Origin of the sequence: Mucilaginibacter sp. 22184, assembly GCF_052045695.1 — a bacterium.
GTDB lineage: Bacteria > Bacteroidota > Bacteroidia > Sphingobacteriales > Sphingobacteriaceae > Mucilaginibacter.
In genome coordinates, this window is the sequence record NZ_JBQEPI010000007.1 from 165,170 (window position 1) to 191,143 (window position 25,974).

At 41.1% G+C, this 25,974-nt stretch carries 26 protein-coding genes; 17 read left to right on the forward strand and 9 right to left on the reverse strand.

Annotation, left to right across the window (positions count from 1 at the left end):
* Positions 1-64 precede the first annotated feature (64 nt).
* The 12 genes from mreC (at position 65) to ACTJKG_RS16745 (ending at position 10,449) form a co-directional block, all read left to right on the forward strand.
* Positions 65-898 (forward strand): rod shape-determining protein MreC, encoded by an 834-nt coding sequence (mreC, locus tag ACTJKG_RS16690; RefSeq protein WP_440739863.1) that lies wholly within the window; start codon positions 65-67, stop codon positions 896-898.
* Complete coding sequence (locus tag ACTJKG_RS16695; protein WP_172336951.1) at positions 891-1,409, forward strand: rod shape-determining protein MreD; 519 nt, start codon at positions 891-893, stop codon at positions 1,407-1,409. Before mreC ends, ACTJKG_RS16695 begins: the two co-directional genes overlap by 8 nt.
* The gene (gene mrdA, locus ACTJKG_RS16700; protein WP_172336952.1) at positions 1,406-3,418 is read left to right on the forward strand and encodes a penicillin-binding protein 2; all 2,013 of its coding nucleotides are present in this window, start codon (positions 1,406-1,408) and stop codon (positions 3,416-3,418) included. Before ACTJKG_RS16695 ends, mrdA begins: the two co-directional genes overlap by 4 nt.
* Positions 3,419-3,425: 7 nt before the next feature.
* Complete coding sequence (gene rodA / locus ACTJKG_RS16705; protein WP_371742471.1) at positions 3,426-4,688, forward strand: rod shape-determining protein RodA; 1,263 nt, start codon at positions 3,426-3,428, stop codon at positions 4,686-4,688.
* Positions 4,689-5,228: 540 nt separating this feature from the next.
* A complete protein-coding gene (locus tag ACTJKG_RS16710) occupies positions 5,229-5,432 on the forward strand; it encodes a hypothetical protein (RefSeq protein WP_440739864.1) in 204 nt (67 codons plus the stop codon).
* 185 nt (positions 5,433-5,617) lie between these two features.
* Positions 5,618-5,815, forward strand: coding sequence for a hypothetical protein (locus ACTJKG_RS16715; RefSeq protein WP_172336955.1), 198 nt, complete (start codon positions 5,618-5,620; stop codon positions 5,813-5,815).
* A gap of 148 nt (positions 5,816-5,963) precedes the next feature.
* Positions 5,964-6,170: a hypothetical protein gene (locus ACTJKG_RS16720; RefSeq protein ID WP_172336928.1), complete on the forward strand. Its 207-nt coding sequence runs from the start codon at positions 5,964-5,966 to the stop codon at positions 6,168-6,170.
* 83 nt (positions 6,171-6,253) lie between these two features.
* Complete coding sequence (locus tag ACTJKG_RS16725) at positions 6,254-6,469, forward strand: hypothetical protein (protein ID WP_172336956.1); 216 nt, start codon at positions 6,254-6,256, stop codon at positions 6,467-6,469.
* A gap of 136 nt (positions 6,470-6,605) precedes the next feature.
* Positions 6,606-6,815 (forward strand): hypothetical protein, encoded by a 210-nt coding sequence (locus ACTJKG_RS16730; protein WP_172336957.1) that lies wholly within the window; start codon positions 6,606-6,608, stop codon positions 6,813-6,815.
* Between the two features lie 116 nt (positions 6,816-6,931).
* Positions 6,932-7,093, forward strand: coding sequence for a hypothetical protein (locus tag ACTJKG_RS16735; RefSeq protein WP_172336958.1), 162 nt, complete (start codon positions 6,932-6,934; stop codon positions 7,091-7,093).
* A 66-nt stretch (positions 7,094-7,159) separates the two neighbouring features.
* On the forward strand, positions 7,160-8,326 hold the full coding sequence (locus tag ACTJKG_RS16740) for an HlyD family secretion protein (protein ID WP_172336959.1): 1,167 nt from the start codon (positions 7,160-7,162) through the stop codon (positions 8,324-8,326).
* Between the two features lie 11 nt (positions 8,327-8,337).
* Complete coding sequence (locus ACTJKG_RS16745) at positions 8,338-10,449, forward strand: peptidase domain-containing ABC transporter (protein WP_172336960.1); 2,112 nt, start codon at positions 8,338-8,340, stop codon at positions 10,447-10,449.
* 250 nt (positions 10,450-10,699) lie between these two features.
* Here the strand turns inward: ACTJKG_RS16745 and ACTJKG_RS16750 are convergent, their stop codons facing one another.
* Positions 10,700-11,752, reverse strand: a complete 1,053-nt coding sequence (locus ACTJKG_RS16750) for a hypothetical protein (RefSeq protein ID WP_440739865.1) — start codon at positions 11,750-11,752, stop codon at positions 10,700-10,702.
* 72 nt (positions 11,753-11,824) lie between these two features.
* Between ACTJKG_RS16750 and ACTJKG_RS16755 the strand changes: the two genes are divergently transcribed.
* The 3 genes from ACTJKG_RS16755 to ACTJKG_RS16765 all read left to right on the forward strand — a co-directional run bounded on the left by ACTJKG_RS16755 (position 11,825) and on the right by ACTJKG_RS16765 (position 13,375).
* Positions 11,825-12,397 (forward strand): thymidine kinase, encoded by a 573-nt coding sequence (locus tag ACTJKG_RS16755; protein ID WP_172336962.1) that lies wholly within the window; start codon positions 11,825-11,827, stop codon positions 12,395-12,397.
* A 133-nt stretch (positions 12,398-12,530) separates the two neighbouring features.
* Complete coding sequence (locus tag ACTJKG_RS16760; protein ID WP_172336963.1) at positions 12,531-12,908, forward strand: response regulator; 378 nt, start codon at positions 12,531-12,533, stop codon at positions 12,906-12,908.
* 275 nt (positions 12,909-13,183) lie between these two features.
* Complete coding sequence (locus ACTJKG_RS16765; RefSeq protein ID WP_076378023.1) at positions 13,184-13,375, forward strand: cold-shock protein; 192 nt, start codon at positions 13,184-13,186, stop codon at positions 13,373-13,375.
* Positions 13,376-13,572: 197 nt separating this feature from the next.
* Here ACTJKG_RS16765 and ACTJKG_RS16770 read toward each other — a convergent pair whose 3' ends face one another.
* Together ACTJKG_RS16770 and ACTJKG_RS16775 are read right to left on the reverse strand one after the other, a co-directional pair.
* The gene (locus tag ACTJKG_RS16770) at positions 13,573-14,433 is read right to left on the reverse strand and encodes a sigma-70 family RNA polymerase sigma factor (RefSeq protein WP_172336964.1); all 861 of its coding nucleotides are present in this window, start codon (positions 14,431-14,433) and stop codon (positions 13,573-13,575) included.
* 315 nt (positions 14,434-14,748) lie between these two features.
* Positions 14,749-17,211 (reverse strand): AsmA family protein, encoded by a 2,463-nt coding sequence (locus ACTJKG_RS16775; RefSeq protein ID WP_172336965.1) that lies wholly within the window; start codon positions 17,209-17,211, stop codon positions 14,749-14,751.
* 161 nt (positions 17,212-17,372) lie between these two features.
* Here ACTJKG_RS16775 and ACTJKG_RS16780 point away from each other — a divergent pair, with 161 nt between their 5' ends.
* Positions 17,373-18,668, forward strand: a complete 1,296-nt coding sequence (locus ACTJKG_RS16780; protein WP_172336966.1) for a pepsin/retropepsin-like aspartic protease family protein — start codon at positions 17,373-17,375, stop codon at positions 18,666-18,668.
* Here ACTJKG_RS16780 and ACTJKG_RS16785 read toward each other — a convergent pair whose 3' ends face one another.
* The 3 genes from ACTJKG_RS16785 to ACTJKG_RS16795 form a co-directional block, all read right to left on the reverse strand.
* Positions 18,669-19,262, reverse strand: coding sequence for a DUF4202 domain-containing protein (locus ACTJKG_RS16785; RefSeq protein ID WP_172336967.1), 594 nt, complete (start codon positions 19,260-19,262; stop codon positions 18,669-18,671).
* An 11-nt stretch (positions 19,263-19,273) separates the two neighbouring features.
* Entirely contained in the window at positions 19,274-21,181 is a 1,908-nt protein-coding gene (locus tag ACTJKG_RS16790) for a chloride channel protein (RefSeq protein WP_440739866.1), read from the reverse strand.
* Positions 21,182-21,255: 74 nt separating this feature from the next.
* Complete coding sequence (locus ACTJKG_RS16795) at positions 21,256-21,951, reverse strand: Crp/Fnr family transcriptional regulator (RefSeq protein WP_172336968.1); 696 nt, start codon at positions 21,949-21,951, stop codon at positions 21,256-21,258.
* Between the two features lie 413 nt (positions 21,952-22,364).
* Here ACTJKG_RS16795 and ACTJKG_RS16800 point away from each other — a divergent pair, with 413 nt between their 5' ends.
* The gene (locus tag ACTJKG_RS16800) at positions 22,365-24,260 is read left to right on the forward strand and encodes a chloride channel protein (protein ID WP_172336969.1); all 1,896 of its coding nucleotides are present in this window, start codon (positions 22,365-22,367) and stop codon (positions 24,258-24,260) included.
* Between the two features lie 100 nt (positions 24,261-24,360).
* Here the strand turns inward: ACTJKG_RS16800 and ACTJKG_RS16805 are convergent, their stop codons facing one another.
* The 3 genes from ACTJKG_RS16805 to ACTJKG_RS16815 form a co-directional block, all read right to left on the reverse strand.
* Positions 24,361-24,714 (reverse strand): DUF488 domain-containing protein, encoded by a 354-nt coding sequence (locus ACTJKG_RS16805; protein WP_172336970.1) that lies wholly within the window; start codon positions 24,712-24,714, stop codon positions 24,361-24,363.
* 102 nt (positions 24,715-24,816) lie between these two features.
* Entirely contained in the window at positions 24,817-25,449 is a 633-nt protein-coding gene (locus ACTJKG_RS16810; protein ID WP_440739867.1) for a hypothetical protein, read from the reverse strand.
* A 16-nt stretch (positions 25,450-25,465) separates the two neighbouring features.
* Positions 25,466-25,969 carry an RNA polymerase sigma factor gene (locus tag ACTJKG_RS16815; protein ID WP_172336972.1) on the reverse strand — a complete coding sequence of 168 codons (504 nt, stop codon included), beginning with the start codon at positions 25,967-25,969 and terminating at the stop codon, positions 25,466-25,468.
* Positions 25,970-25,974: the final 5 nt, after the last annotated feature.

Here is a 25,974-nt window from a genome sequence, read left to right on the forward strand (position 1 = left end):
AATGGGCAGTAGTTAATCAAACTTTCCAACCACTCACCACTCATTACTCACAACTCACTACCCGATGCGTAACCTCTTGATTTTTATCACTAAGTATAACGCGTTTTTTCTATTCCTGATTTTTGAGATAAGCTCGTTGCTTATTTATGTAAAATATAACTCTTTTCAGAAAGCCACCTTCATCAATTCAACCAATAAAGTTACTGGTACATTATACACCCAGGTTAGCCAGTTTTATGGGTATTTATCGTTAAAAGAGGTGAATGACAGCCTTGCCCGCGAAAACGCCCAGTTGCGGGGGATGCTTAAATCGGCATTGTATGTTGATACGGTTGAAAAACATAAAGTGGTTGATACCACCTACAAACAGCAATATACTTATATTGTAGCCAGGGTGGTTAATAACTCCACCAACAAGCGCAGCAACTATATTACCATTAACCGCGGGAGCAAAGAGGGGATAGCCAAAGACATGGGTGTTATTTGCGGATCGGGCGTAGTGGGAATGGTGGTAGATGTGTCGGAGCATTTGGCTATAGTACAATCGGTATTGAATAAAAATACCCGCTTTAGCGCCATGCTGGCTAATAACAAGGAGATCGGTTCATTTATATGGGGTGCTGATCTTGATCCTAAAAAGGGATTGTTAACAGATATCCAGAACGATGCGCAACCCAAATTAGGTGAGCAGGTAGTTACTTCGGGTTATTCACTTTTTCCTACCGGTATTCCGTTTGGTAAAATAAGCAACTTGCACGCCAAGGGTGGCGGACTATTGCTTAATGTGGATGTAACCCTTGCGGTTGATTTTAGTAAACTGGAATATGTTTACGTGGTAAATAATAAATTTGCACAGGAGCAAACGGGACTGGAGGCCGGACAGAAGAAAAATGAGTAGAGCTATTTTAGTCAATGTCATACGGTTTCTGATACTGGTTTTTATGCAGGTTTTTCTGCTCAAGAATATTACCTTTTACAACCTGTCAACCCCATACCTGTACATTCTGTTTATTTTGCTGCTTCCATTTGAGGTACCAAATATATTGCTGTTCGTACTTTCGTTTTTATTAGGGTTAACCATCGATGCTTTTTACGACACCCCCGGTCTGCATGCAGCCGCGTGTGTGGTGCTGGCTTTGGTACGTATCCTGTTTATCAGTATCACGGTACAAAAAGATGGATTTGATAATGAACCCGAGCCCACATTGAGTATTATGGGGTTTCGGTGGTTTTTTACTTATGCCCTGGTGCTCACTCTTTTTCATCATTTTTTTCTGCTGAATTTAGAGGTATTTAGTTTTTCTGAAATCCAATATACACTAAGCCGTGTTGTATTGAGTTCAATATTTACTGTATTTTTAATGCTTATTTCAGGACTGCTATTTTTCAGAAAGAAAGAACGTAAATGAATAAGTTTTTTGAGCGTCGATACGTTATAACGGGTATTTTTCTGGTAATTATGATCACTCTTTTGGGGAGGCTTTACTATATCCAAATAGTTGATGACCGTTATACCTTATATGCCAACAGTAACGTACGGCGTATACAGATCCAGTATCCATCGCGCGGTCCTATACTTGATCGTAATGGTAAAATACTGGTTCAAAATGTGCCAATTTATGATATTACCGTTAATCCTAAAGAAGTAAAGCCTTTTGATACCCTGGAGTTTTGTAAATTGATAGGTATTGATAAAGAAGGTTTCGATAAACGTTTACTCAAAGCCATTAAATATTCCCCCAATAAAGAATCGATATTTGAAAAGCAGCTTCCTTTTGAACTGTACGCTTCGTTTCAGGAAAAGTTAACCGAATTTCCGGGCTTTTATGTGCAGCCGCGTACGGTAAGAACCTATCCCGACTCAACCGCCGCTCAGTTTTTAGGTTTTATTGGCGAGGTGCAGGATCGTGATATTATGCGCTCCAATGGTTATTATCGTCCAGGCGACTACATTGGTGTTACCGGTGTGGAAAAATCCTATGAGCAGATTTTGCGGGGACAGCGTGGCGTAAAAATACAAATGGTTGATTCGCGGGGCATTCCCAAAGGCTCTTTTGCTAATGGAGCCTTCGATACTTTGGCCCGTCCCGGCGAACGGCTTACTTCATCATTGGATATCAACCTGCAAAAGCTGGGCGAAAAGCTGATGAAAAATAAACTGGGTAGTATTGTAGCAATTGAACCCTCAAGTGGCGAAATATTGTGTTATGTAAGTAGTCCTACCTATGATCCCAACCTGATGGTTGGCCGGGAGCGTGGTAATAATGCATCTAAGTTATACAATGATCCTTACAATCCGTTTTTTATCCGACCTATACAGGCTTATTATCCTCCTGGATCGTCATTTAAGCCTTTGAGCGCGCTTATTGCCATACAGGAGGGGGTAATTACCCCCGAAACTATGTATTACTGCCCCGGGTATTATATAGCGGGTAACAGAAGGATACCTTGTTTTCATGGCGAGGTACATGGGGCGGTTAATTTAAGTAAAGCCGTAGCAGAGTCATGTAATGGCTACTTTGATATGGTTTTTGAGAAGTTGATAAACCGTAATGGCGCCAAAAAGACTGATACATCATTTAACTATTGGCGAGGTAATGTAGCCAAATTTGGTTTAGGTACCAAATTAGGCCTCGATATGCCAAACGAAGGCCGGGGAAACCTGCCCAGAGCATCGTATTATGATAAAGTATATCACAAAGGCGGCTGGCGTTCAAGTACGGTTATTTCATTAGGCATAGGGCAGGGCGAGTTATTAGCCACTCCCTTACAGTTAGCCAATATCGAAGCTACTATAGCCAATCGTGGTTTTTATTATAAGCCACATTTGATAAAAGCTATTGGTGATAAGCAGGTGATCAAACACGAATACAATGTGAAGAATTATGTAGGTGTAGATTCACAGTATTTTAAACCGGTTATTGATGGTATGGAAAGTGTGGTTGATTACGGAACGGCCAAAGGGGCAAAAATACCTGGTATCATCATGTGCGGAAAAACCGGTACGGCTCAAAATAGAACCGGTAAGGATAATTCCGTATTTGTGGCTTTTGCTCCACGGGATAACCCTAAAATAGCTATAGCCGTAGTGGTTGAAAATGCCGGGCAGGGTGGTACATGGGCAGCACCTATTGCCAGTTTTATTGTGGAACAATATTTAAAAAAGTCAATATCGCAACGGCCTTCGGGTATTACGCCTGATTATTATATCAATGCCAACTTGTTGCCCGATCTGAATATCTATTTGCCCGAAAGATTAAAAGAACGCAGAAGGGATAGTATCCGGAGTGTAAGGGCCGACTCGATCAGGAAGGTTAAAGCAGATTCGATAAAAAAAGCGGCTCAGCTTAAAACAGCTAACAATAATAAACAAAGTGGTTTAAGCGCCCTTTTAGCAGCTAGGAGGGCTGGTAAATAATATGAGTGTGAATAACCAGCGCAGCTTTTTTTTCAATGTAGATTGGCTAACCGTACTGTTATACCTGGCCCTGTGTACCATTGGCTGGTTTAATATTCATGCCGCTGTATTTGATGAAAAGCACCCGAGTATTATTGATGCGTCAACCAATTATGGTAAGCAGTTCATTTATATCAACGTATCCATTGTGGTGGCTATTGTTATATTATTGCTGGAGAGCAGGTTTTTAACCGCGCTGGCACCCGCATTTTATGGCATAACGGTGCTGCTGTTAATACTCGTACTGGTAATAGGGCGAAACGTTGGCGGTAACCAGGCCTGGATAAATATGGGAGGAGGGTTTAGGCTGCAACCCTCGGAGTTTGCCAAATTTTCCACATGTTTGCTATTGGCCCGTTATCTGAGCTCGGTTAATATTAAAGTTACTGAACTCAGATCATTCCTGATAGCAGCAGCTATTATTGGTTTCCCGATGTTGCTGATTATGCTGCAGCCAGATACCGGATCAACCCTGGTTTTTTGTTCGTTGATATTTGTGCTTTATCGCGAGGGTTTATCCCCATATTTTTTAGTGGTTAGCGGTTTACTCATTACGCTTTTTGTGGTTACCCTTTTGTATAATCCACTGTATGTTATTCTGGTATTGGTGTTATTAACCGCGCTGATCATATTTTTATTCAAACGGCAGCGTAAGCTTATTTTTACCATGCTGGTAGGATTGGCTATATGTGTGGCTTTTATTTTTAGTGTTAAATTTATTTACTCCCACGTTTTAAAGCCTCACCAAACCGAACGTATCAATATATTATTGGGCATTACTACCGATTTAAAGGGTAAAGGCTATAACGTAAATCAGTCAAAAATAGCCATCGGATCGGGCAAGCTATGGGGCAAAGGTTATTTGCACGGCACGCAAACCAAATACTCCTTTGTACCAGAGCAAAGCACCGACTTTATTTTTTGCACCATAGGCGAAGAATGGGGTTTTGCAGGGTCTGTTGTTGTGCTTGGACTGTATCTGTTTTTAATATTACGGGTGATTTACCTGGCCGAAAGGCAACGATCCCCTTTTTCCCGGATATACGGATATGGGGTGGCGTCGGTATTGTTTTTTCACGTGGTTATCAATATTGGCATGACCATTGGTGTGGTACCGGTAATTGGCATACCCCTGCCATTTATCAGTTATGGCGGTTCTTCCTTACTTAGTTTTACCATCCTGCTCTTCATCCTTGTTAAGCTCGATTCCAACCGAATGGGGATCGTTTAATTTACCCGGAAGCTGCGGTGTCAAAGTGCTGATTATGCAGGGCTTATAATTTGGTTTATTAAAACATTGTTATACTAATATTAATTTATTTAATATTGATATGTTAAATATTAGTTGCTGAATGGTTAAATATTTAAAATCATAATAGGCAAATTATTTATCTTTTAATTAAATAGTTGAGTTAGTAACAATTGTGTTAATTATAGATTACTTTTCTTAAGAATTCATTACTTAGCCCGTATTTTGACTTTTATTTATTAAATAGCCCCCCGAAATCGGTACTGGAACTCTTGCAGAGTAAAATGAATGAATTGAATATGAATTCGTAAAAGTGTGTTTTTGGTCTAAAAAGCAGGTTTTTATTGTGTTTTATCCGGTTTTTAGGCCTTTTTTTCTTTCTGAAGCCTTACCTCCAATTAGGAGCTCATTCAAGTATTTATTGTTATATATTATATTTGTTTTAAGCGTTTGGCCAAACGGAGGCGTATCCTGAAAAGCCTATAAATAGAGTAGGGGGACAAAACAATAAGTAACACTATTATGAAAAATTTAGAATTAAAAGAACTTGGTGTTCAAGAAATGAACACTGCAGAAATGACTAAAGTAAACGGTGGCGGTCCATTAAGCGATCTGTTAGTTAACACTTTATTTGTGGCTTTGGGTGGCGTAAGCATTTTAGTAAACAACACAGTTCAGTTTGTTGGTTACACTGTAAATTCGCTTTTAAGCTTCGTTAAAAGTTAATTAGTTTATTTAACTATTTCCCAAAAACAATTTCACAATCCGTACTTAAATAGGGCGTTTAACACGGCCTGTTTTATTGGTTGCGATTCTAATTAATTTATGGCATTGCCATTATTGGCCGGCCAAACGGGCGAATCCTGAAAAGCCCTAACAGAGTAAGGGGTTATTGAACAAAAAATACTATTATGAAAAATTTAGAATTAAAAGAACTTGGCGTTCAAGAAATGAATGCTGCTGAAATGACTAACGTTAATGGTGGTTTATTAGGTATCAGCATTGACCTGGGTCCGCTTTTTGCTCAACTTAACAAAACAGTAACTGAAGTTGTATCATTTGTTACTACTCAAGTTAAGATTGTAGGTGCTATTCTTGGCGCATTATAATAAAAACTTTTAAAATAGCCGTTGCCCAAATTGGGTTAACGGCTATTTATTCCTATCGCACGTTACAAATCCTATTCCTCAAATTCACATAAATGGCGGATCCCGAAAAGCCATGAACAGAGTAGGGAAAATTTTTTAAACTACCCTTATGAAAAATTTAGAGTTAAAAGAACTTGGAGTTCAGGAAATGAATGTTGCCGAAATGGCTGATGTAAATGGCGGCAGTGTAATTGGAGGTATCATCGATGCTGTTCAAGCACTTGTGGACGGCCTTCAGAAAAATGTAAATCTTGATGGAATCATTCAGGACTTTAAAACCTTTTTTACTACCCTTAAAGGGTTGCTTCACCCGTAAGCTAAAAGTATCCCTGAATTTTATATAAACGGCGAATCCTGAAAAGCCATAACAGAGTAAGGAGAATGTTTAAGACTACAATTATGAAAAATATGGAATTAAAAGAACTCGGTGTTCAGGAGATGAATACTGCTGAAATGACTATCGTTAATGGTGGCGCTATTCTGGGTGGTGTTGCTACCCTTGTAGATAACCTGGCTATTATTATAGGTGGTACCCTTGGTCCGCTACTTCCGGGGCTTTCACTTGTACTTGTGGGGCTTTTACATTCTGTGTCAGGTCTCCTTAGCGAAGTTTAAGAGCTTACAGGAATTTAAAGTTAATAAAAGAAAAGCTACAAAATAGCTTTATGACGTGATATACCGGCTTCTGCCGATTAAGGCGTATCCTGAAAAGCCTTAACAGAGTAAGGGATTAATATACAAAAATACAATCATGAAAAATCTAGAATTAAAAGAGTTGGGTGTTCAGGAAATGAACACTGCTGAAATGACAAAAGTTAATGGCGGTGGCTTAGGCGACATTTCAATTAGCCTTAACCTTGAGCCTGTTTTGAAATTTTTAGCAGGTGTATTAACTGATACTGGCTCACTCCTTACTAAAACATTGGGTTCGCTGTTTCAATTACTTCAGGGGCAATTGTAAAAAATACAGAATAGCCGTTGCTCTTAAATACTTAAGAGCGCGGCTATTTTGTATTAACAAAGCCAACTTAATTAAGCTAATTCTCGTAAACAAAAAACAAATAAACACTCACAATTATGAAAAATTTAGAATTAAAAGAACTTGGTGTTCAGGAAATGGATGCTAAAGAAATGATCAATGTTAACGGTGGATACGGCTTAGGCGATCTGCTTGGCGCCGTTTTTACAGCTTTAGGCTCTATTTTAGACGCTGTTGTTAAATTGGTTCAAGGTTTATAAAAACATGGAGTAGTCATTGTCGTGAATTTTTCAGGATAATGACTATTTTAATATGTTAACAAGAGCATGGCATTATCTACCTATTCTACAGAAACAATTGCTGAAACCTCTATCGTTTACCGTTCACAGATCAGCAGGAAAACCCAGCTCATCTACTTAGTTACGGTAATAGCGATAATAGTAACTTTTGCAGTGCTTCCATTTATTAAAACCCCTATCAGTATAAAGGGTAACGGGCTTTTACAATCATCTATCGAAAAAGCCGAGTTAACTATTCCGGTTAATGGACGGCTCACAAAACTTAAACTTACCGACAATCAAAAAATTACCCGCGGCGATACCATTTTAGTGATAGACGCCTCGGTTCAGAAACAACAAGGCGCCTTGGCCGACAATCGTAAAAGGCAAATAGGGCAGTTTCTGGGAGATATTAATGAACTATTGGCTGGTGTTAACAGCGGGAGAACAAGTACCCCTAATTTGCAAACCGGGCAATATAATGCCTCATGGCAACAGTTTTCACAGGAACTGGAAAATTCGGCCATAGCCAAACAACAATCAGCAAGTACATTTAACCGCTATAACGAACTATATAAAAACAAGGTACTCACCGAATCTGAGTATGAAAAATATAAGTTTGAGTATGAGCAGGCCAAATCGGCCTATTTAATGGTGCTGGCTAAATATAAAACACAATGGCAAACGGAAGCCAATGGGTTCAGGAATGAACTTCGTCAGTTAAACGGACAGGAAGCTGAGATAAACGAACAAAAAAGACAATATATGCTGAGGGCTCCAATAAGCGGCTCAGTTCAAAATATATCGGGTGTGCAAAATGGCGCGTATGTATTTGCTAATCAAAAAATTGGTGAAATATCACCCGATGCCAATTTAACTGCATTTTGTTATATCAAACCTTCAGATATTGGGTTGATTAAAAAAGGGCAGCAGGTACGTTTCCAGGTAGATGCCTTTAATTATAATCAATGGGGCCTGGCAACTGGTAAAGTAGTAGATATTTCTGATGATATCATCATCATTAATCAAAATCAACCCGTATTTAAGGTAAAGTGTACCCTTGATAAAAATTACCTCACACTAAAGAACGGCTATAAAGGATACCTGAAAAAGGGGATGAATTTTACAGCCCGTTTTAGTGTAACCAAACGGAGCCTGTATCAATTATTATATGATAAGGTTGATGATTGGGTAAATCCTAATATTGGCAGCTAAACCAGAGAGTAATGAGCATTAAAATAAAACAGCGGGATATAACGGATTGCGGGGCAGCTTGTTTAGCTTCTGTCTCTTCACATTACAAACTCGACCTCGCGGTTGCCCGTATCAGGCAGCTTGCCGGTACCGATAAAAAAGGAACCAATGTACTGGGTATGGTTGAGGCCGCCCAGAAGTTGGGATTTGAGGCCAAAGGCGTAAAAGGACCTTTTGAAAGCTTATTTAAAATACCCAAACCTGCAATTGCCCATTTGGTAGTAAAAGAAATTTTGCATCACTATGTGGTGATATATAAGGTTACCGACAAGTACGTTGAGGTAATGGACCCCATTGACGGGCAGCTAAGCCGCAGAAGTCATGATGAATTTAAAAAAGAATGGTCTGGAGCACTGGTATTGTTGTTGCCATCAGAAGAGTTTGAAACAGGTAACGAAAAGAAATCCGTAAACGGCCGCTTCTGGAACCTGATTAAACCACATAAGAGCATTCTGATACAGGCTTTGTTTGGTGCGGTTATTTATACCATTTTGGGTTTATCAACCTCTGTTTTCGTACAAAAACTGGTCGACTTTGTATTGGTTGATGGTAACCGGAATTTGCTCAATATTATGGGTATTGGTATGGTTATCATTTTGGCATTGCAGCTTTTTATAGGTACAGCCAAAACCATATTTACCTTAAAAACGGGGCAAATGATTGATGCCAAGCTCATTTTAGGGTATTATAAACATTTGCTCAGATTGCCGCAGCAGTTTTTCGATACCATGCGCGTGGGCGAGATTATTTCCCGTATTAATGACGCGGTAAAAATCCGTACGTTTTTAAATGATGTGAGCATTAATTTCCTGGTGAACATATTTATTGTGGTGTTTTCGTTCATCATGATGTTTACCTATTACTGGAAACTGGCACTCATCATGCTTAGCGTTATTCCTTTATATCTGGCTATTTATTACATCACGGATAAACTTAATAAAAAGGCGCAGCGTAAATTGATGGAGGATGCCGCGGAGCTGGAATCGCAACTGGTAGAGAGCTTAAACTCGGTTGGTACTATTAAGCGCTTTGGGTTAGAAGACCATGCAAATGAAAAGACTGAAGTACGTTTTGTTAAACTGCTGAAAGTTGGTATGAAATCAAACCTGAACTCAGTTTTTTCAGGTACTTCTTCCGAGCTGATATCCCGTTTACTCACTATAGCCTTGCTTTGGGTTGGTGCCGGTTATGTAATGGATAATAATATAACCCCGGGCGAGCTTTTATCGTTTTATACCCTGATAGGCTATTTTACTGGTCCGGTATCATCATTGATAGGGATGAACAGAACCGTACAGGATGCTGTGATTGCTGCCGACAGGTTGTTTGAGATCATGGATCTGGAGCGCGAAAATGATGAGAATCAGATTGAGCTTAGTCCGGATAAAATTGGTGATATCCGTTTTGAAAACGTGTCCTTCCGTTACGGAACCAGGGTGGCTGTTTTTGATAACCTGAACCTGATTTTACCAAAAGGTAAATTTACTGCCATTGTAGGCGAAAGCGGTTCCGGTAAATCGACATTGATGTCGATATTGCAAAACATATATCCTATACAAAGTGGTAATGTGCGCATTGGTGAGTATGATCTTAAATATATCAGCAATTCGTCTCTTCGTCAAATGATATCAGTGGTACCGCAGCAAATAGACCTGTTTGCGGGCAATGTTATTGATAATATTGCGGTTGGCGATAATGAGCCGGATATGAAAAGGATCATCGACATATCGGCCAGGCTGGGCATAACCGGCTTTATAGAATCTTTACCAAAAGGCTTCCAAACTTACCTGGGCGAAAACGGTACATCGCTGTCTGGTGGTCAAAGGCAACGCATCGCGATAGCACGGGCACTATACCGTAACCCCGAGATCCTGATACTGGATGAGGCGACCTCTTCGCTTGATTCGGTATCTGAAAAATACGTGCAAAAGATGATTGAAATGTTAAAGGAAGAACAAAAAACGGTAATTGTAATCACACACCGTTCAAGCACCTTAAATAATGCCGATAATATCATTGTGCTGGACAAAGGCGTAGTGGTAGAACAAGGCAGCCATAAAAAATTGAATTATAGCTTAAGCTAAGAGCTGAAGGCTTAAAGCGAAAAGCTTGATACTGAAAAAACGCGTCATTGCGAGGAGGAACGACGTGGCAATCCCCGCTTAGCAGAGCCGCTCTGTATAGTTAGGGATTGCCACGCTATCGCTCGCAATGACGGGTTTCTTATAAAACAACAAAAGCGAGGGCATGCCCTCGCTTTTGTTTTAGCCTTTAGCCTTTAGCCTTTAGCCTTTAGCCTTTAGCCTTTAGCCTTTAGCCTTTAGCCTTTAGCCTTTAGCCTGTTGGGTATCTTCGTTTGAGCAGAGCATAAAATTTTTCGGCAGTAGCGGGTTTGCTTTCCCAGTTGTTTTTTACAACATAGTTGGTTTTCAAAAAGCGCTCCGCTTCATCAAATGAATTAAAGCGGTTGGCTATTTCAATAGCTTCGCTGTAGGCCAGGCTGTAACCATTAAACAAGTCTTTGATATAAAGTAATTTATCATTCAGGTTAATGGCCGATTTCAGATCGGTAATAGGTAAAACAGCCGCAGGTGACGTGGTTGCTGCTACTTTATCTTTTTCGGCTTTTAATGCCGATATTTTTTGGTTAATAGTCAGTACTTTATCGTCGGTTACGGCTTTGCCGTTATTGGCGTGATCTGGAGTCTGTTCCGTATCGGTTACGGTGAGCCCCTGTTCGGCAACTGGTTGAGTATCTGCCTCTGCCGGAGGTAGTTGTTCGGTAAGCTCTTCCTGTTCAAAATGATCTTCTTCATCTTCCCATTCTGCAGCTTGTTCAAGCTCCAATTCTTCTTTTACCGGCTCTTGTTCATGGCGCTCAAATGAATAGGTATCACCCGTACTTTCGACCTTCAGATCAATGGTTGGAGCAGACTGCTGTTCTTCCTGTACAGGTTCAGGCTCCGGCTCGTTTTGAACAGGGTTATACGGTGGCTGAACAGGTATTGCTGGAATATCCTGGCTTAACTCCAGTTTGGTTTCGGCAACAGGTTTTTGTTGTACAACGGGTTCAAAATAGCGGGGCTCGGTTACTGGCTCCGGCTTTTTTTCAATAGGTGCCGGAGGAGGCAGAGGCAATGGAATAGGCTTACTTATTTCTATTACCGGTTCGGGTTTTTCGGCAACAGGTACCGGCAGAACCGGGTTGGCACGCTCATGCAACCGGCGTAATATTTCGGCATGATCTTTTAAAAAATGGGCGTTAGCAACAAACAGCTCCAATTCCAATTCGTTCAGTTCGCTGCTTTCGGCTTCAAGGTAATTATATTGGTCATTAAGCTCTTTTAAAATTCCACCTATCTTTTTAAATACATCCAGTTGCTTCATGGCTTTAATCTTAGAAAAATGCTTATCAAAAATAGGATTAAATTCTGATATTTGCCCTCCACAATAGTCAGAATGGTATTTAACGAGGAAATTTTTAAACGTAAAAGTGAATTAGGCGGAAGTATTGAACTGATCTGCGGATCTATGTTTTCTGGTAAAACAGAAGAGCTCATCAGAAGGCTTAACCGTGCTCGTATCGCGAAGCTAAGAGTAGAGATATTTAGCCCTAAAGCCGATACCCGTTTTGTTGAAGATGCCCTGGTTTCACACAATGCTAATTCTATACCTTCAACCCCGGTTGATAGCGCTTCGGCCATATTGTTACTCAGTAGCGATGCACATGTTGTAGGTATTGACGAAGCCCAGTTTTTTGATGATGAACTGCCCGAAGTTTGTAACATATTGGCTAACAAAGGCATTCGTGTAATAGTTGCAGGTTTGGATATGGATTTTAAGGGCCGCCCGTTTGGTCCAATGCCAGCTATTATGGCCATTGCCGAGTCGGTTACCAAATTACATGCTGTTTGTGTGAGATGTGGTAATCCGGCGCTTTATTCATATCGTTTGGTTCCAGACGAAGCCAAAATACTCCTTGGCGAACAGGAAAGCTATGAGCCTCGATGCCGTATTTGCTACCATAGCTAAAAGATCAAAATTATTTTGCTATAAATCCCTCTTTTCCAAAACAAAAGGTAGCACATCATGTGTTTATATTTAAGGCAGGATGTGGTTTAATTATTAATTATAATTAATTGCTCCTGCTTTAAGCAAAGCATCTATGGCCAAAAAAATTTTTGTAATAGAGGATGATAAAGACATCAGGGATACCATTGTATATGTGCTGGAGGAAGCAGGCTACGAGGTAATTGCCTCGGATAATGCCAGGATATTAAAAAAAGTTAGCGAGCTGGAGCCCGATCTGATATTGCTTGATAACTGGCTTACCGACTGGACAAGCGACCTGAGCGGGCAGCAACTGAGCAAAGCTTTGAAGAATGATCCTGCAACCAGTCATATCCCGGTAATACTTATTTCGGCGGTAAATAACTTAAAGGAAATTGCCAAAGCAGGCGAAGCGGATGGCTACATTCAAAAACCTTTTGACCTTACTCAATTAACAGAGGTTGTAAAGCGCCATATCAAAATAGATCTTTAAGCGTATCAAAGGTTAAGATTGCGATAACAGAGGTGATACTAAGCATAGTTTTATCCGGATTTGTAAAAAACAGATAAATATTAAAGGAAAATTTACTGTGTTATTATTACACTAAGTATTGATCGGAATCGCCTGTTTTAAGGTTATATTTAGCTGCTGGCAGATGCTTTTTCAGGAAGCGTTTATCAGGTTAATATAAAGTATTAAAACTTAATTGGCTTATTTATAATTAATTGTTAATTATTAACCGTATCTTTACTTAATTAAATAAAAATATAATGCAAGGAACAGTAAAATTTTTCAACGAAAGCAAAGGTTTTGGATTTATTACACCAAGTAATGGTGGTGCCGAAGTTTTTGTACATGCCTCAGGCCTTATTGACACTATCCGTGAAAACGACAGTGTTACCTACGATGTAGAGCAAGGTAAAAAAGGCTTAAATGCGGTAAATGTAAAAGTAGGTTAATAACTATCATTATAAAATCGTACAAGCATCTGCACATTGTGTGGGTGCTTTTTTTATGCTTGGATTTTTCTTGCCTATTTGTCATTTTGAGCGATAGCGAAGGATGACATACAAGGAAGGAGAAATAGAAACAAAAAAGGCCGATGGTAAAACCATCAGCCTTTTTTATAAAATTTGGGCGCTGTGCGCCCGCAATATTAGTTCAAATACGATTGTAAAAGATTTGATTTGGAATTATGACGCAAACGCATCAAAGCTTTATCCTTTAACTGGCGTACACGTTCGCGGGTCAGGTTAAATTTCTCGCCTATTTCTTCCAAAGAATGCGGAGCGTAGCCACCTAAACCGAAGAATAAGATGATCACCTCGCGGTCGCGTTCGGCAAGGATGCTTAATGAACGTTTGATCTCTTGTGATAGTGAGTCCATCATCAGTTCGGTATCAGTTGCCGCATCGGTACTTTGCAGTACGTCAAGCAAAGTGTTTTCTTCGCCCTGGATAAACGGAGCATCCATAGATATCTGGCGGCCTGCATTACTCAGGGAGTCGGCTATTTTATCAACAGATATTTCCAGGTCATCAGCCAATTCCTCTGGTGTAGGCTGTCTTTCAAACTCTTGCTCTAGTTTTGAAGCTGCTTTATGTATTTTGCTTAATGAACCAATTTGGTTTAAAGGTAAGCGCACAATACGTGATTGCTCTGCAACTGCCGATAATATCGACTGGCGGATCCACCATACGGCATATGAAATGAATTTAAAACCTTTGGTTTCATCAAAACGTCTGGCTGCTTTAATCAGGCCTAAGTTTCCTTCGTTGATAAGGTCGCCCAAAGTAAGGCCTTGATTTTGATACTGTTTTGCTACTGACACCACAAAACGAAGGTTAGTTTTGGTTAACCTTTCTAATGCGGCCTGGTCGCCCTCACGGATCTTTTGTGCCAGGATCACTTCTTCCTGCGCACTAATTAAATCTACCTTGCCTATTTCATGCAGATACTTTTCAAGCGACTGAGACTCGCGGTTGGTAATGGATTGGGATATTTTAAGTTGTCTCATTTTTTTGAATAGATTTTTTTCAAGCTAATAAACAGTCCGATAAGATTTTTGTCCGGTTAGCTTTAACCGGGCGGTATTAAAAAATAAATTAAATTAAACTTTGCTTCCGTAAATTTTACTATACCCGGGATAGTTACGAGGGTTGGCTAATGCTGTTATTGCAGTACGAAGCGTGGTGTTAGTAACCAATAAATGTTTAATCAAATGTATGATCTCTTAAATGGATGCACAAAGATACTCAATTAAATGCTATTATTGTGTCAAAATTACATGACGCAAGGATGTAATAACGGTTTATTATAGCCTTTTTTTAATTTAGTTGGTTATTTCGGCGCTGGTCTCTTCTTTTTTCGCTCTGTTCTTGTTCCATTTTATTTTAATCTTGCCGTCGTCGCCGTCTGTAGCTAATATATGTAAAACAATACCCTTCATGCGTTTTTTATTTCGTTCAGTTTGATCAACTATAGCGGTATCTTTTTTAGGATTACGCAATGGTATATCAAGCGCTATATTGGTACCTTTTGAAAGGGAATATACGCCGGCTACATCCATGTTGAGCACACTCGAGTTGATTTGCATAGGACTGATGTTGATCTTATCGCCGTCAATATCAAACTTACCCTTCAGGTTTGAAAAGGTGATATTCTTCAGATCGCGGAAAGGGAACGCGAATTTCCCTACACTTGTTATCGGGCTAAAATTAATCAAGGCCCCTTTTTGCAGATCGATGGTGGCTGTTCCCTTTAATGATCGTGGTACCAGATTACCATCATTATTGATCCCGCCTGTAAGATGAGCCTGCGCCGATAAAAATCCTCTAAGGTTTTTTGATGAAAAGCTCTTCAGGCCAAAATCATTAAACGATTCAAAAAAGTTGCTTACATTTACATTATCAACCTGCGTGTTAAGCAAAAAGTTATTCACCTTGCCATTTTGTACCAGGTTGCCGGCCAGTTTTAACGACCCGCCCGCGTTTTTAACGCTAACATTTTGAACTTTTATAATATTATTATCCAGCAACAGATCGGCAGTGGCATCGGTAGCTAAAAACTTTTTATAATAAACTTTGGCAACACGCAGATGCAATTCGGCCCTGCCTTTGTCAAATGCGGTGTTGAGTTTGTTGTTCAAATTTATTTTGGTATTTTTTGTTTTAGCCGGCGCTTCGCTTTGGCGGGCATTCAAAAAGCCTAAAAATTCGGCTATATGTAACTGCGGACTTGTTATTTGCCATACGATCAGTATTTTCTCAGGGGCTGTGTAGTACAGATTTAAAAAATTACTCACCTTTCCTTGCATATTTACCACACTATTACCCGTTTGCAAGCGGATATTATTCATATACAAATCGTTCTTATAAAATCTCAGTGCTATACCCGTATTTTTAAAATGAAGGTTACGCGGTAAATAACTAACATCAGCATTTTTGATGTTAACTACACCGTCCAGCACAGGTTTGTTTAACTCGTAATTTACCAGGTCGGCTTTGTAAGCCATGGTAATATCGGCGGTACCTTTTGTAAACTTAAGGCTCTGCTCGCCAATAACGGGATTAAGTTTTTCCACGTCAAATTTTGACCGGAATATACCGGTGGCTACCGGCGTATTCAGGTTATTAATAAAAGCGGTATCAACTGTAAAAGGCAAACCCTTGTAATCGCCATTGAAATGATAAAGCTTAATAACCGAATTTTCATCGCCCAACCCTTTGCCGTTGATATAATTATTGCTAAATACCCCATTAAAACTGCAATTATTTATATTGCCGCCCGGAGTAGTTAATGTATTATCTTTTACCTTACAGGTAACAAAGATCAAAGGATCTCCGCCTCCGTTAAAACTACCTTTTAAGTCGCACTTTACGGCGATTGGTTTGTCCAGATCAAACATCCGGAGGCTTTTAGTAATATTGGCCGCTAACAGGTTTGATGCACTTCTCCAAAGGATATTATCGTTAGCTATATTTATGGTAAAGTCTGTGGATTTTTGAGCCAGGTTAAATTGTGCACCAATAGTGAAGGTATCATCGCCAATATCCAATTTGTTAGGAGCAACGGTGATCAGTTTGCTTTTGTTTTCATAGCCGATATCAAAAGGCCCATTAAGCAGCTTGTCTTTCATGAAACTCCCTTTTCTGGTATTGAACGAGAAACTTTTTACCAGCGTTTTTAGTTGAAGGTGAGCCCTCCAGCCTGTAGCAGGATAATCCATTCTGCCATCAATATCCTGCACTTCAAACTGGAATAATTTATAAGCCTTCCGGTCGTCGACAACAAAGGTAACGTTGTTTAATTCAAAGCGTTTTATTTGGGTTGATGAGTTGCTCTTATCCTTGGTTTTTGGCGTATTTTCAGGGCTCTTGCTTTTAAAAACGGCAGTATTACTATAGCCTGTACTGTCTGTAAACAGATCAATTTTGGCATTGCTGATCTCTATTTTATTGATATCGACTGTGCCCTTCAGCAAAGCGCCGGCATTTACAGAAACATAAATATCATTCGCGCTGAGCAGTGTATGGCGATGGCTGGCCCACAGTTTATCTTTTAAGGTTACATTTTTTAGCGCCACAGACACACCTGGGAATCCCTTGAAAAAGGTAGGGTCAAGCCCGCCGATGGTAAGCGTGCCATTGATGTTTTTGTTAAGCTCGGTAGTGATCATGGTAAGCACTTTTTGCTTGTTGTAAATCACATAAGCAGTAACAATGATAAAGGCTATTATAACCAATGCTATAATACCACCTAATATTTTTAATAATGTTTTAACCCACTTAGGCATATTTATTAATTTAACAATAAAGGGTTAAACAATCTAATTGTTTGAAAACAAAGCTCCTTGTTGTGAAAAGTATATTCTTTTTTACAAAGTTTAAGGAAATTATAAACAATATGACGTAACAAAACTTTGCCTTAAATATCTTAATAATTTATTCCGTTGAAATGAAAATACGCTGCCTGTTAACCTTAACCATAATGCTGTTTGCCATTGAATTGCCCTTATCAGCACAGATAAAGCAACTTAATGAGCTGGTATATACCAAACAATATACGCAATTAGAGCAGGTTTTAAGCACCTCTCATTTATCGGCAAATAACCGGATGCTTTATCAGGCATTTTTAGCCAACGTATTTAATCAGCCCGAAACATCAAGCGTATTGCTTAAAAAAATATTTGCCGGTAAAATAGGGGCAGGCGACAGTAAATTGCAGTTTTACCTGCACCGTATTGCTTATGATAATTATGTTAAACTAAGTCAATACAAAGGGGCGCATACAGCTGCCGAACAATTGGTTAAGGATTACCGTGCCATGTTTAGCCCAAGTGAATTAACCGATCAGCTGGACGAAAACAAGATATGGGCCGCGCTTGCAAACACTCCTGTTCAGCAGGTGCAGAAACAAGCTTCATCAGCCATCCCGGTAAAAAAAGATATGGCCGGTTTGTGGAATATCCCGGTGCAGCAACAGGATAGCAGTTATCTGTTCATTTTTGATACCGGCGCCAATATATCAACCATAACCGCCACCTATGCCCAAAAGCTGAACCTGGATGTTATTAAAAGCTCCGAAGTGCGCATAGACGGTGGCATGAACGGTGTGAGCAGCAAAGTGAAATTAGGCATGGCCAAACATTTACATATTGGTAAAGTGCAGATCAATAACGCCTTGTTCCTGATATTTCCGGATAGCGCATTAAGTTTTGCGGGCGGGGCCTATAAAATAAACGGAATTATTGGCTTGCCCATTATTAAAGCATTGGAAGAAATAACCATTGCCAGGGATACTATGCATATACCTTTAGTGGCTGATAAAAGGCCTGTGCCACATAACCTGGCGCTTGATCTGTTGCAGCCCATTATATATATGGATTATCAGAGCAAGGCATTACCTTTTACTTTTGATACCGGCGCACAGGGGACTTTATTTAGCGATAATTTTTATAAGCGGTTTAAAACCCAGCTGGATAGCATTTCCAAAAAAGACAGCCTGCAAATGGGAGGGGCCGGTGGTTCAAGACGAATGAATATTATCAAGGTGCCTCAACTCACTTTCACTGTTGATCATAAGCCGGTACTCTTCCGCAATACCCAGGTAAGCCTGGAAACAGCCCAGGTAAGCGACAAATATTACTATGGTAACATAGGGCAGGATATGTTTATACAGTTTACCAGTATGACCATCAATTTTGTAAATTCATCTGTTTCCTTTGGTGATAGAAAAGAACCGGCGAAATGATTAGTTGCTGTTGATCAGTTTCAAAGCCTCCTGAATATAATGCATCCCCTGATCAGAATAAGGCAGGGTTAATGCAAACTGGTGCCCGTGCGTATCCATTTTTAGCAGTGACTTTTTGAGAATATTGATCACCTTGTCGGCTTCGTACTTAGGATGAAAATCCTCATATTGAAACTGCAGAAAAACCAGGCAAAGGGCGTTTTCCATGGTTTGCACATCAGGATCAACCTTAATCTTTTGTTTTAATAATATCTGCCTCACCCGGGCAATTTGCTCTGGAGTATAACCTGCATCTTCCATCATAGCGGTAGATTTTTCGGCATGGTGCAGGGCAAGGTCTTTACGCCATTTTAAATAAGCCTCACGGCCATCGGGATAGGTATTACGGGGGATTTCCCAGCGACCGATATGCTGGCTCCGGGAGGCCAATAATAATTCCTCGTTGGCATCAGGTTGCAATTGTTTTACCCAATCATATAGTTTAATGGCCAAAAAATATTCCTGCGGATAACTTTTGCCTTCCCAGGTAAAAGTGTGAGGATCTTTTTGATTATAGGCATCAAATTGCCCAAAAGCCGCGCTTAATTTACTCATGATTATAGTTTTTAACCAGAATACTCTTTCAACAATTGCCGGTAGCGGTTTAAAACACTTGATTTGGATATAAAGCCTACAAATCTATGCTGATCAACCACCGGAAGGTTCCAGGTATTGGTTTCATCAAATTTCCTGACAATTTCCCGCACATCATCTCCGGCATCAATAATAGCGGGTGGGGTAACCATTACTTTTTGTACGTTTAGTTCATCATAAAGTTCTTTATTGAACATCACAGGTCTGATATCATCCAGCAGGATAATACCTTCCAGTACGTGATCTTCATTGGTTACGGCGATGAAGTTTTTCTTACCTACGCTGATCAATCCAATTAATTCTGTGAATGATGCATAAATGCTGATTTCCTGTACGTCATGGTCGATCAGATCGAGCGTATGCAATAGCAGGAGCAGGTTTTGATCGTGTTCACGGGTAAATATTTTGCCCTCTTCGGCCAGTTGCTTTAGATCGGGCGATATGGCCGAGAAACGTTTGGCAATCAGGAACGATATCACCGAAACGATCATCAACGGTATAAAAAGATCATACCCCGAACTGGATTCCGCTATCAGGAATATGGCCGTCAAAGGGGCATACAACACGCCGCTCATTACCCCGGCCATGCCTACAATAACCATATTGGTTACCGGCACATTCGGGATACCCATCTGTGTGCATACTACCGCTATAAAATAGCCCAGCGTACCGCCTGCAAATAACGATGGCGCGAAATTACCGCCATTACCGCCGCCATAGATGGTAATGGAGGTTGCAAAGGCTTTTAACAGGCAAATAAAGCCCAGGAACAACAAAATAAACCACTCATGAAAAGTGAAGTATTTAAAAAAGCTAACTGCTACCACCGCCTCTATCTTACCCGTAGCTAGCACCTTAATGGTCGAATAACCTTCACCAAATAGAGGCGGAAACAATACACAGAGTATAGATAGTAATAACCCGGCAATGATGGCTTTTTGCAACCTGCTCCTTTTGAGGTGTTTAAATTGGTGCTCTACCCATTGCGATATCACCACAAAATAACGGGCATATAAACCACAGGCAATACCCAGTACAATATAGAACGGTATATTTTTGTAGTTGAATGGGTTGCGGGATGTAAACTGAAATAAGGCCTCCTCGTTCAGAATGATCCTTGATACCAGGCTACCGCATACAGCAGCTACCACCAAAGGAATAAAATCAGTAAAAACCACACCAGTGAGCAATATTTCAAAGGCGAACATCATCCCTGCTATAGGGGCATTGAATGCCGAAGCTATACCTGCCGTAGCACCTGCGGCCAATAGTAGTGTACGGTCTTTATAGTCAAGCTTGTAGGTTTTGGCGAAGTTGGAACCAATGGCCGAACCCGTTACCGCGATAGGGCTCTCTAAACCCGCCGAACCACCCAAACCCACCGTAATGGCGCTTTGCACTATCTGGGAGTACATTTTTACCGGTGATACCAGGCTGGAGTTCTGTGCTATTTCATACAGTATGGCTGGGATTCCTTTACGGTCGTTGCCCCGGTAAATGTATAGTACTACGAGTGTAGTGATCACAATACCGAGCAGGGGAAATACCACATAAAACACGATTTGTTGCTCGAACTGGAATTTGGAGGTGATTAGATAATGGATATAATGCACCAGCATTTTTAAAACAACCCCAGCCAAACCCGCCGTACAGCCCACCAGGATACCCGATAGTATCAGGAAATGACTGTGCGAAAGATTGTTTCGCAGCCAGAGCAGCACTACCTCATAACTCCTGACCTTTTGAACACTGTTGGCCCGGAAATCGCGCTGAAACTTAAAAAAGTTATGAAACCGCCTTAATTTGCTGTACTTGCTCAATGAAAAACCTCCCGGCTGCAATTTAGGTATAAATTCAGAACAAGAGTTTAAGATATTCAAATCGGGTAAATTAGATGGTAGTTATATCTGTCCTGAGGGATTCTGAAACAAGTTTAGGATGACAGAACAAGCTGCTACCTCTTCCGCCCCAAAGTCATTTCTTTCAGAGCATCCTCGTTCAGGAGCTTGAAGCTTTTGCCGTCGAGGGTGATAAGCTTGTTTTGGATAAATTCCTGTGTTACTTTAAAAAACGTTTCGTACACAACGCTTGCGTAGGAGGAGATATCCTGCCGGGTGAGTTCAATATCCACATAACCATCAGTATTTAAGCCAAACTGGTTACGGAGAGAGAGCAGTGCCTGTGCAATGCGTTCTTTTACCGGCATATGCGCCAGGTTTCGCATTCGTTTTTCCGATTCCTGCAGCTCATTGGCAAAAAACTTCATGAGCTTGTACGTAAGCTGACTGTTTACATTTAATGACGATTCAAAGAAATCCATAGCAACGTAGCAAACAATTGCCGGTTCAATAGCAGTTGCCGATATAGGGTAGGTTGATGTTTCGCCCAAACCTAAATGACCTACAATATCGCCCTGTTGGGCAAACCGCAGGATGAGGTCCTTTTCCTGGTCCCACTGTTTGTGGACTTTTACCACGCCCTGATACATAAAGTATATGCCCGTTACATCGTCGCCTTCTTTAAACAGCTGTTGCCCTTTTTTCAAGGTGATGTTCTGTTTGTGGGCGCCTATAGCCGGTAGCCAGTCTTTGAGGCTGTTGCGGCACAAAAAACAGGTGCTCAGATCGCAGGTGTTGGCGGCTTTTGTCATAAATGTTGTGCAATAATAATTATTTAATTGTTAGCCTAACCTAAGTTTAGCGACTCACCCCGATGTCGCTGCGCTTGTCACCCCTCTCTCCGCTTTGCGCATAGAGGGGGATACATTACAATTTCCGCGCGTCATTGCGAGGTACGAAGCAATCTCTATGCTATACAGAGCCACTCTGCTTATCGGGGATTGCTTCGTACCTCGCAATGACGCGTGTATTAAAAAGCGTAGACCGAGTCGATTCTACTCATCACAATAACTTACATGTGAGTTATTGTTTAAATAATACAATTAATATTAAAATGTAAAATTAATGTTTTATTTATATTGTTTATGCAATATTTGTGATGAAAATATTCTAATTTTGTACCCCGAAAAGCTGGCCCAAATAATCATTTGCCGGCATCGCAAAAATGGAATCATTAAAAAAAGCTACAGGTAAAGCCGGGATACCCATATCGCCCGCGTTAAATTATATAGAGAACCCATCTAATTCCGGAAACGGTATCATTCAAAAAAAGCGACTCGTATTTATTTCTTGTTTATCGGTAGCGGTGGCCGTAGCTATCAGTCTTATCGCCAAGGTTTTGATCTTTCTGATCAACCTGGTTACCAACATCTCTTTCTATGGATCGTTCAGTCTGGGATTTCACTCGCCTGCCGGTAACCATCTGGGGCCATGGGTTATTATTATCCCGGCCATTGGTGGTATACTGGTGGGTATTATGGCCTTTTACGGGTCGAAAGCTATCCGGGGGCACGGTATCCCCGAAGCTATGGAGCAGATATTGGTGAACGAAAGCAATATTAACCCGGCTATAACTTTTTTGAAACCGGTATCATCGGCTATTGCTATAGGTACCGGTGGGCCGTTTGGTGCCGAAGGACCTATTATAGCCACAGGCGGCGCCTTAGGATCAACCCTGGGGCAGTTGTTCCGGATAACCGCTAATGAGCGGAAGATCATTCTGGCAGCAGGGGCAACGGCGGGCATGTCGGCTATATTTGGTACACCTATAGCGGCCGTGTTTTTGGCTATTGAGTTGTTGCTGTTTGAATTTTCCCCAAAAGCCATCCTGCCTGTGGCTTTAGCCTGTATAACTGGAGCGGCGGGTCATCATTTGTTGTTTGAGGCAGGACCGGTATTCCCCATGCCGGATTTGCCGACGCCATCAAACCTGGCATTGGGTATTTACAGCTTTATGGGTATCGTTATTGGCTTTTTATCATTGGGCATTACCAAAATAGTATACGTTATTGAAGATAATTTTGAAAAACTGCCCATTCACTGGATCTGGTGGCCGGCTATCGGCGGCCTTGCGGTAGGTGTTATCGGCTTTTTCGCGCCGCATACGCTGGGTGTAGGGTATGATAATATTACGGGTTTGCTATCGGGCAAATGGCCGCTGATCATTATTTGTAACCTGTTGTTCCTGAAATTTTTATCCTGGGCCATCGCGCTGGGTAGCGGTACATCCGGTGGTACTCTGGCGCCATTACTCACGATGGGCGGAGCGGCAGGTGCGCTCACGGGCACGCTTATTTTATTGGTATTCCCTAATTCGGGTATCAGTATCCCGATGGCGGCGCTCATCGGTATGTCGGCCATGTTCGCGGGAGCTTCGAGGGCATATTTAACCAGTATTACTTTCGCGCTGGAAGCTACGATGCAATCGCATGCGCTGCTGCCTTTGCTGGGCGCTTGTACGGCTGCTTATATGGTGTCATTTTTCCTGATGGAAAATACTATCATGACCGAAAAAATAGCCCGCAGAGGTATTTTTACGCCAGATTCCTTTGAACCCGATCTGCTGCAGAAAATGGTGGTTTCGCAGGTGATCAGCGATGAAGCAACAGTCATCAATCTTAACAACAGCATTGCCGATGTGCGTGCCTGGGCAAGTACTAATAATATCCACGATAATTACCTTGTTGTAGTAAATAACGATGGCGAATTTAACGGTACTTTAAAGCTGACGGATATTTACAGAACTGATCTTGACCCTGCTTCGCCATTACAGTATCTGCTTAAAAAAGAGGCCTGGGCTTCCGTTAAAAGCACCGATACGCTGCGGTATGCAATGGAGATGATGTCGAAAACTGATGTGGAAGTGTTACCTGTACTATCATCAGTCGATAACCAGGTTACGAGTATATTATCCTACCGGGATATCATCTCGGCCTTTAAAATGGAGGCTGATAAAACACAGCAACCTTATGTGAAAATATCGCTTAAACGCCAGCGCATGAAAATGCTGCTGAAGGGGAGGAAAACCTCAGCCAACCCGATCCAAAGAAGAGGGCTTTAAATTTATAGCTACCACGTTATTGAGCGCAGCGTGGCAATCCCCAAAATATAGAGCGGCTCTACAAATCGGGGATTGCCACGCTGCGCTAGCAATGACGCGTTTATATGAATGTCAACAAAAACTCCCGCAACACTACTGCATGGTTTTGCTTTTCGTCATGAACGGAATAGAGTAGCGTGACTGTATCGTGCGTTTTGATCAGTTCGATCAATTCATTAACCGCTTCTTTTGATTGCTGCAGTTCGGCGATGTAGTTGTGCTGAAATTCTGTCCAGTTTTGCGGGTTGGCATGGAATTGTTTGCGCAATTCGGTTGACGGGGCTACGTCCTTCATCCAACGGTCAATTTGTGCCCGTTCTTTGGTAACACCGCGGGGCCACAGGCGGTCCACCAGTACGCGCAGGCCATCGGTTTTGTCGGCGGGGAGATATATGCGTTTTAGGTTGAGAATCAAGAGACAAGAATCAAGAGTTAAGAAAATGTCCAACAATTTAGGAAATAAATAATCATATTCCTTTTTTCTTGATTCTTATCTCTTAATTCTTGCCTCTCTCCCTCAACCTTCCGTTTTATACTCCTCTATCTCCTTCAAAAACTCCATAGCTTTGATGATCTTTTTGCCTCCAAAACTTTCAACAAAGCTCCGTACCCATTTGCGGTGTATGTTTTTATAGGTTAGGGCATTGAACAGATAGAGGGATAGTATAGTAAACAAAGCGACTACGGTAAGGTTGATAGCCCAAAACGTTGTTCCACCATGATCAACCAACTGCTGATTGTACCAAAACGTACACCAAAATGGGGTTTGCAATATCATGATACGGCCGACCATGTTCAACGAACTTTGTATAGCCGCCAGTTTTTCCTGTGTGTGGGTTATGCTATCGGCTATACTTATACGCTCCAGCATGGCCAGGTGCCTGATGTAAGCGGCCACGGCAAAAATATTGAACAGGGCGATAAGGCCGATGGAGATAGCGAAATAGATATTGTTTAAACTATTGATCACCAGGAAGCCCAGAAAAACGGTAAATAATATGCCTACCCCCACACCCAAAACCTGGTTGCGGCGAAACGAGTTGATATGGTCCTCGATCTTTTTGGTTTGCATTTCCCTGATGATCTTATAATTGAGCTGCAGGCTTTTTTCCAGCTTCTGATCATACTCCTGCCACAGTTGTTTTATCATTGACTCTTCCATTGTATTAAGCGTTAATTTTTGAAAATTTTTGTTTTAATTGTTCTTTAATGCGGTTGGTTTTGGTGCGCACGTTAGCTTCAGACAAACCCAGTATTTCGGCTATTTCCTTGCCGCTTTTTTCTTCCAGATATAGCAGCATCAGGGCCCTGTCCAGCTCCTTCAGTTCGTTAATAAATTGCTGCAGGAGACTAAGCTGTGTTTCGGGTGACGTCTCTGTTTCCTCGCTAAAATCCATCATCGTTTCGGACAGTGGAACGATCACGTCATTCTTTTTTTTCTCCTTCCGGTACGAGCTGATACCCACATTTAGCGCCACACGATACATCCAGGTAGACAGCTTACTGCGGTCATCAAAACAGGGGAAGGCCCGCCAAAGCTGCAGGATGATCTCCTGCACCAGGTCCTTTTTATCATTTTCATCTTTCTTGAACGAATTGGCGATCTTGTAGATGATTCCCTTGTTCTGTTCAATTATGGATAAAAATATTTCCTCTTGTTGATTACTCATCGAAG

What these genes read in the sequence shown, in the direction of transcription:
- ACTJKG_RS16710 (WP_440739864.1), top strand. Translation starts at nt 5,229, where the DNA reads ATGAAAAATTTAGAATTAAAAGAACTTGGTGTTCAAGAAATGAACACT.
- ACTJKG_RS16770 (WP_172336964.1), bottom strand. Translation starts at nt 14,433, where the DNA reads ATGAGACAACTTAAAATATCCCAATCCATTACCAACCGCGAGTCTCAG.
- ACTJKG_RS16745 (WP_172336960.1), top strand. Translation starts at nt 8,338, where the DNA reads ATGAGCATTAAAATAAAACAGCGGGATATAACGGATTGCGGGGCAGCT.
- ACTJKG_RS16810 (WP_440739867.1), bottom strand. Translation starts at nt 25,449, where the DNA reads ATGATAAAACAACTGTGGCAGGAGTATGATCAGAAGCTGGAAAAAAGC.
- ACTJKG_RS16795 (WP_172336968.1), bottom strand. Translation starts at nt 21,951, where the DNA reads ATGACAAAAGCCGCCAACACCTGCGATCTGAGCACCTGTTTTTTGTGC.
- ACTJKG_RS16730 (WP_172336957.1), top strand. Translation starts at nt 6,606, where the DNA reads ATGAAAAATCTAGAATTAAAAGAGTTGGGTGTTCAGGAAATGAACACT.
- ACTJKG_RS16750 (WP_440739865.1), bottom strand. Translation starts at nt 11,752, where the DNA reads ATGAAGCAACTGGATGTATTTAAAAAGATAGGTGGAATTTTAAAAGAG.
- mreC (WP_440739863.1), top strand. Translation starts at nt 65, where the DNA reads ATGCGTAACCTCTTGATTTTTATCACTAAGTATAACGCGTTTTTTCTA.
- ACTJKG_RS16735 (WP_172336958.1), top strand. Translation starts at nt 6,932, where the DNA reads ATGAAAAATTTAGAATTAAAAGAACTTGGTGTTCAGGAAATGGATGCT.
- ACTJKG_RS16725 (WP_172336956.1), top strand. Translation starts at nt 6,254, where the DNA reads ATGAAAAATATGGAATTAAAAGAACTCGGTGTTCAGGAGATGAATACT.
- ACTJKG_RS16785 (WP_172336967.1), bottom strand. Translation starts at nt 19,262, where the DNA reads ATGAGTAAATTAAGCGCGGCTTTTGGGCAATTTGATGCCTATAATCAA.
- ACTJKG_RS16780 (WP_172336966.1), top strand. Translation starts at nt 17,373, where the DNA reads ATGAAAATACGCTGCCTGTTAACCTTAACCATAATGCTGTTTGCCATT.
- ACTJKG_RS16740 (WP_172336959.1), top strand. Translation starts at nt 7,160, where the DNA reads ATGGCATTATCTACCTATTCTACAGAAACAATTGCTGAAACCTCTATC.
- mrdA (WP_172336952.1), top strand. Translation starts at nt 1,406, where the DNA reads ATGAATAAGTTTTTTGAGCGTCGATACGTTATAACGGGTATTTTTCTG.
- ACTJKG_RS16800 (WP_172336969.1), top strand. Translation starts at nt 22,365, where the DNA reads ATGGAATCATTAAAAAAAGCTACAGGTAAAGCCGGGATACCCATATCG.
- ACTJKG_RS16695 (WP_172336951.1), top strand. Translation starts at nt 891, where the DNA reads ATGAGTAGAGCTATTTTAGTCAATGTCATACGGTTTCTGATACTGGTT.
- ACTJKG_RS16775 (WP_172336965.1), bottom strand. Translation starts at nt 17,211, where the DNA reads ATGCCTAAGTGGGTTAAAACATTATTAAAAATATTAGGTGGTATTATA.
- ACTJKG_RS16755 (WP_172336962.1), top strand. Translation starts at nt 11,825, where the DNA reads ATGGTATTTAACGAGGAAATTTTTAAACGTAAAAGTGAATTAGGCGGA.
- ACTJKG_RS16720 (WP_172336928.1), top strand. Translation starts at nt 5,964, where the DNA reads ATGAAAAATTTAGAGTTAAAAGAACTTGGAGTTCAGGAAATGAATGTT.
- ACTJKG_RS16715 (WP_172336955.1), top strand. Translation starts at nt 5,618, where the DNA reads ATGAAAAATTTAGAATTAAAAGAACTTGGCGTTCAAGAAATGAATGCT.
- ACTJKG_RS16815 (WP_172336972.1), bottom strand. Translation starts at nt 25,969, where the DNA reads ATGAGTAATCAACAAGAGGAAATATTTTTATCCATAATTGAACAGAAC.
- ACTJKG_RS16760 (WP_172336963.1), top strand. Translation starts at nt 12,531, where the DNA reads ATGGCCAAAAAAATTTTTGTAATAGAGGATGATAAAGACATCAGGGAT.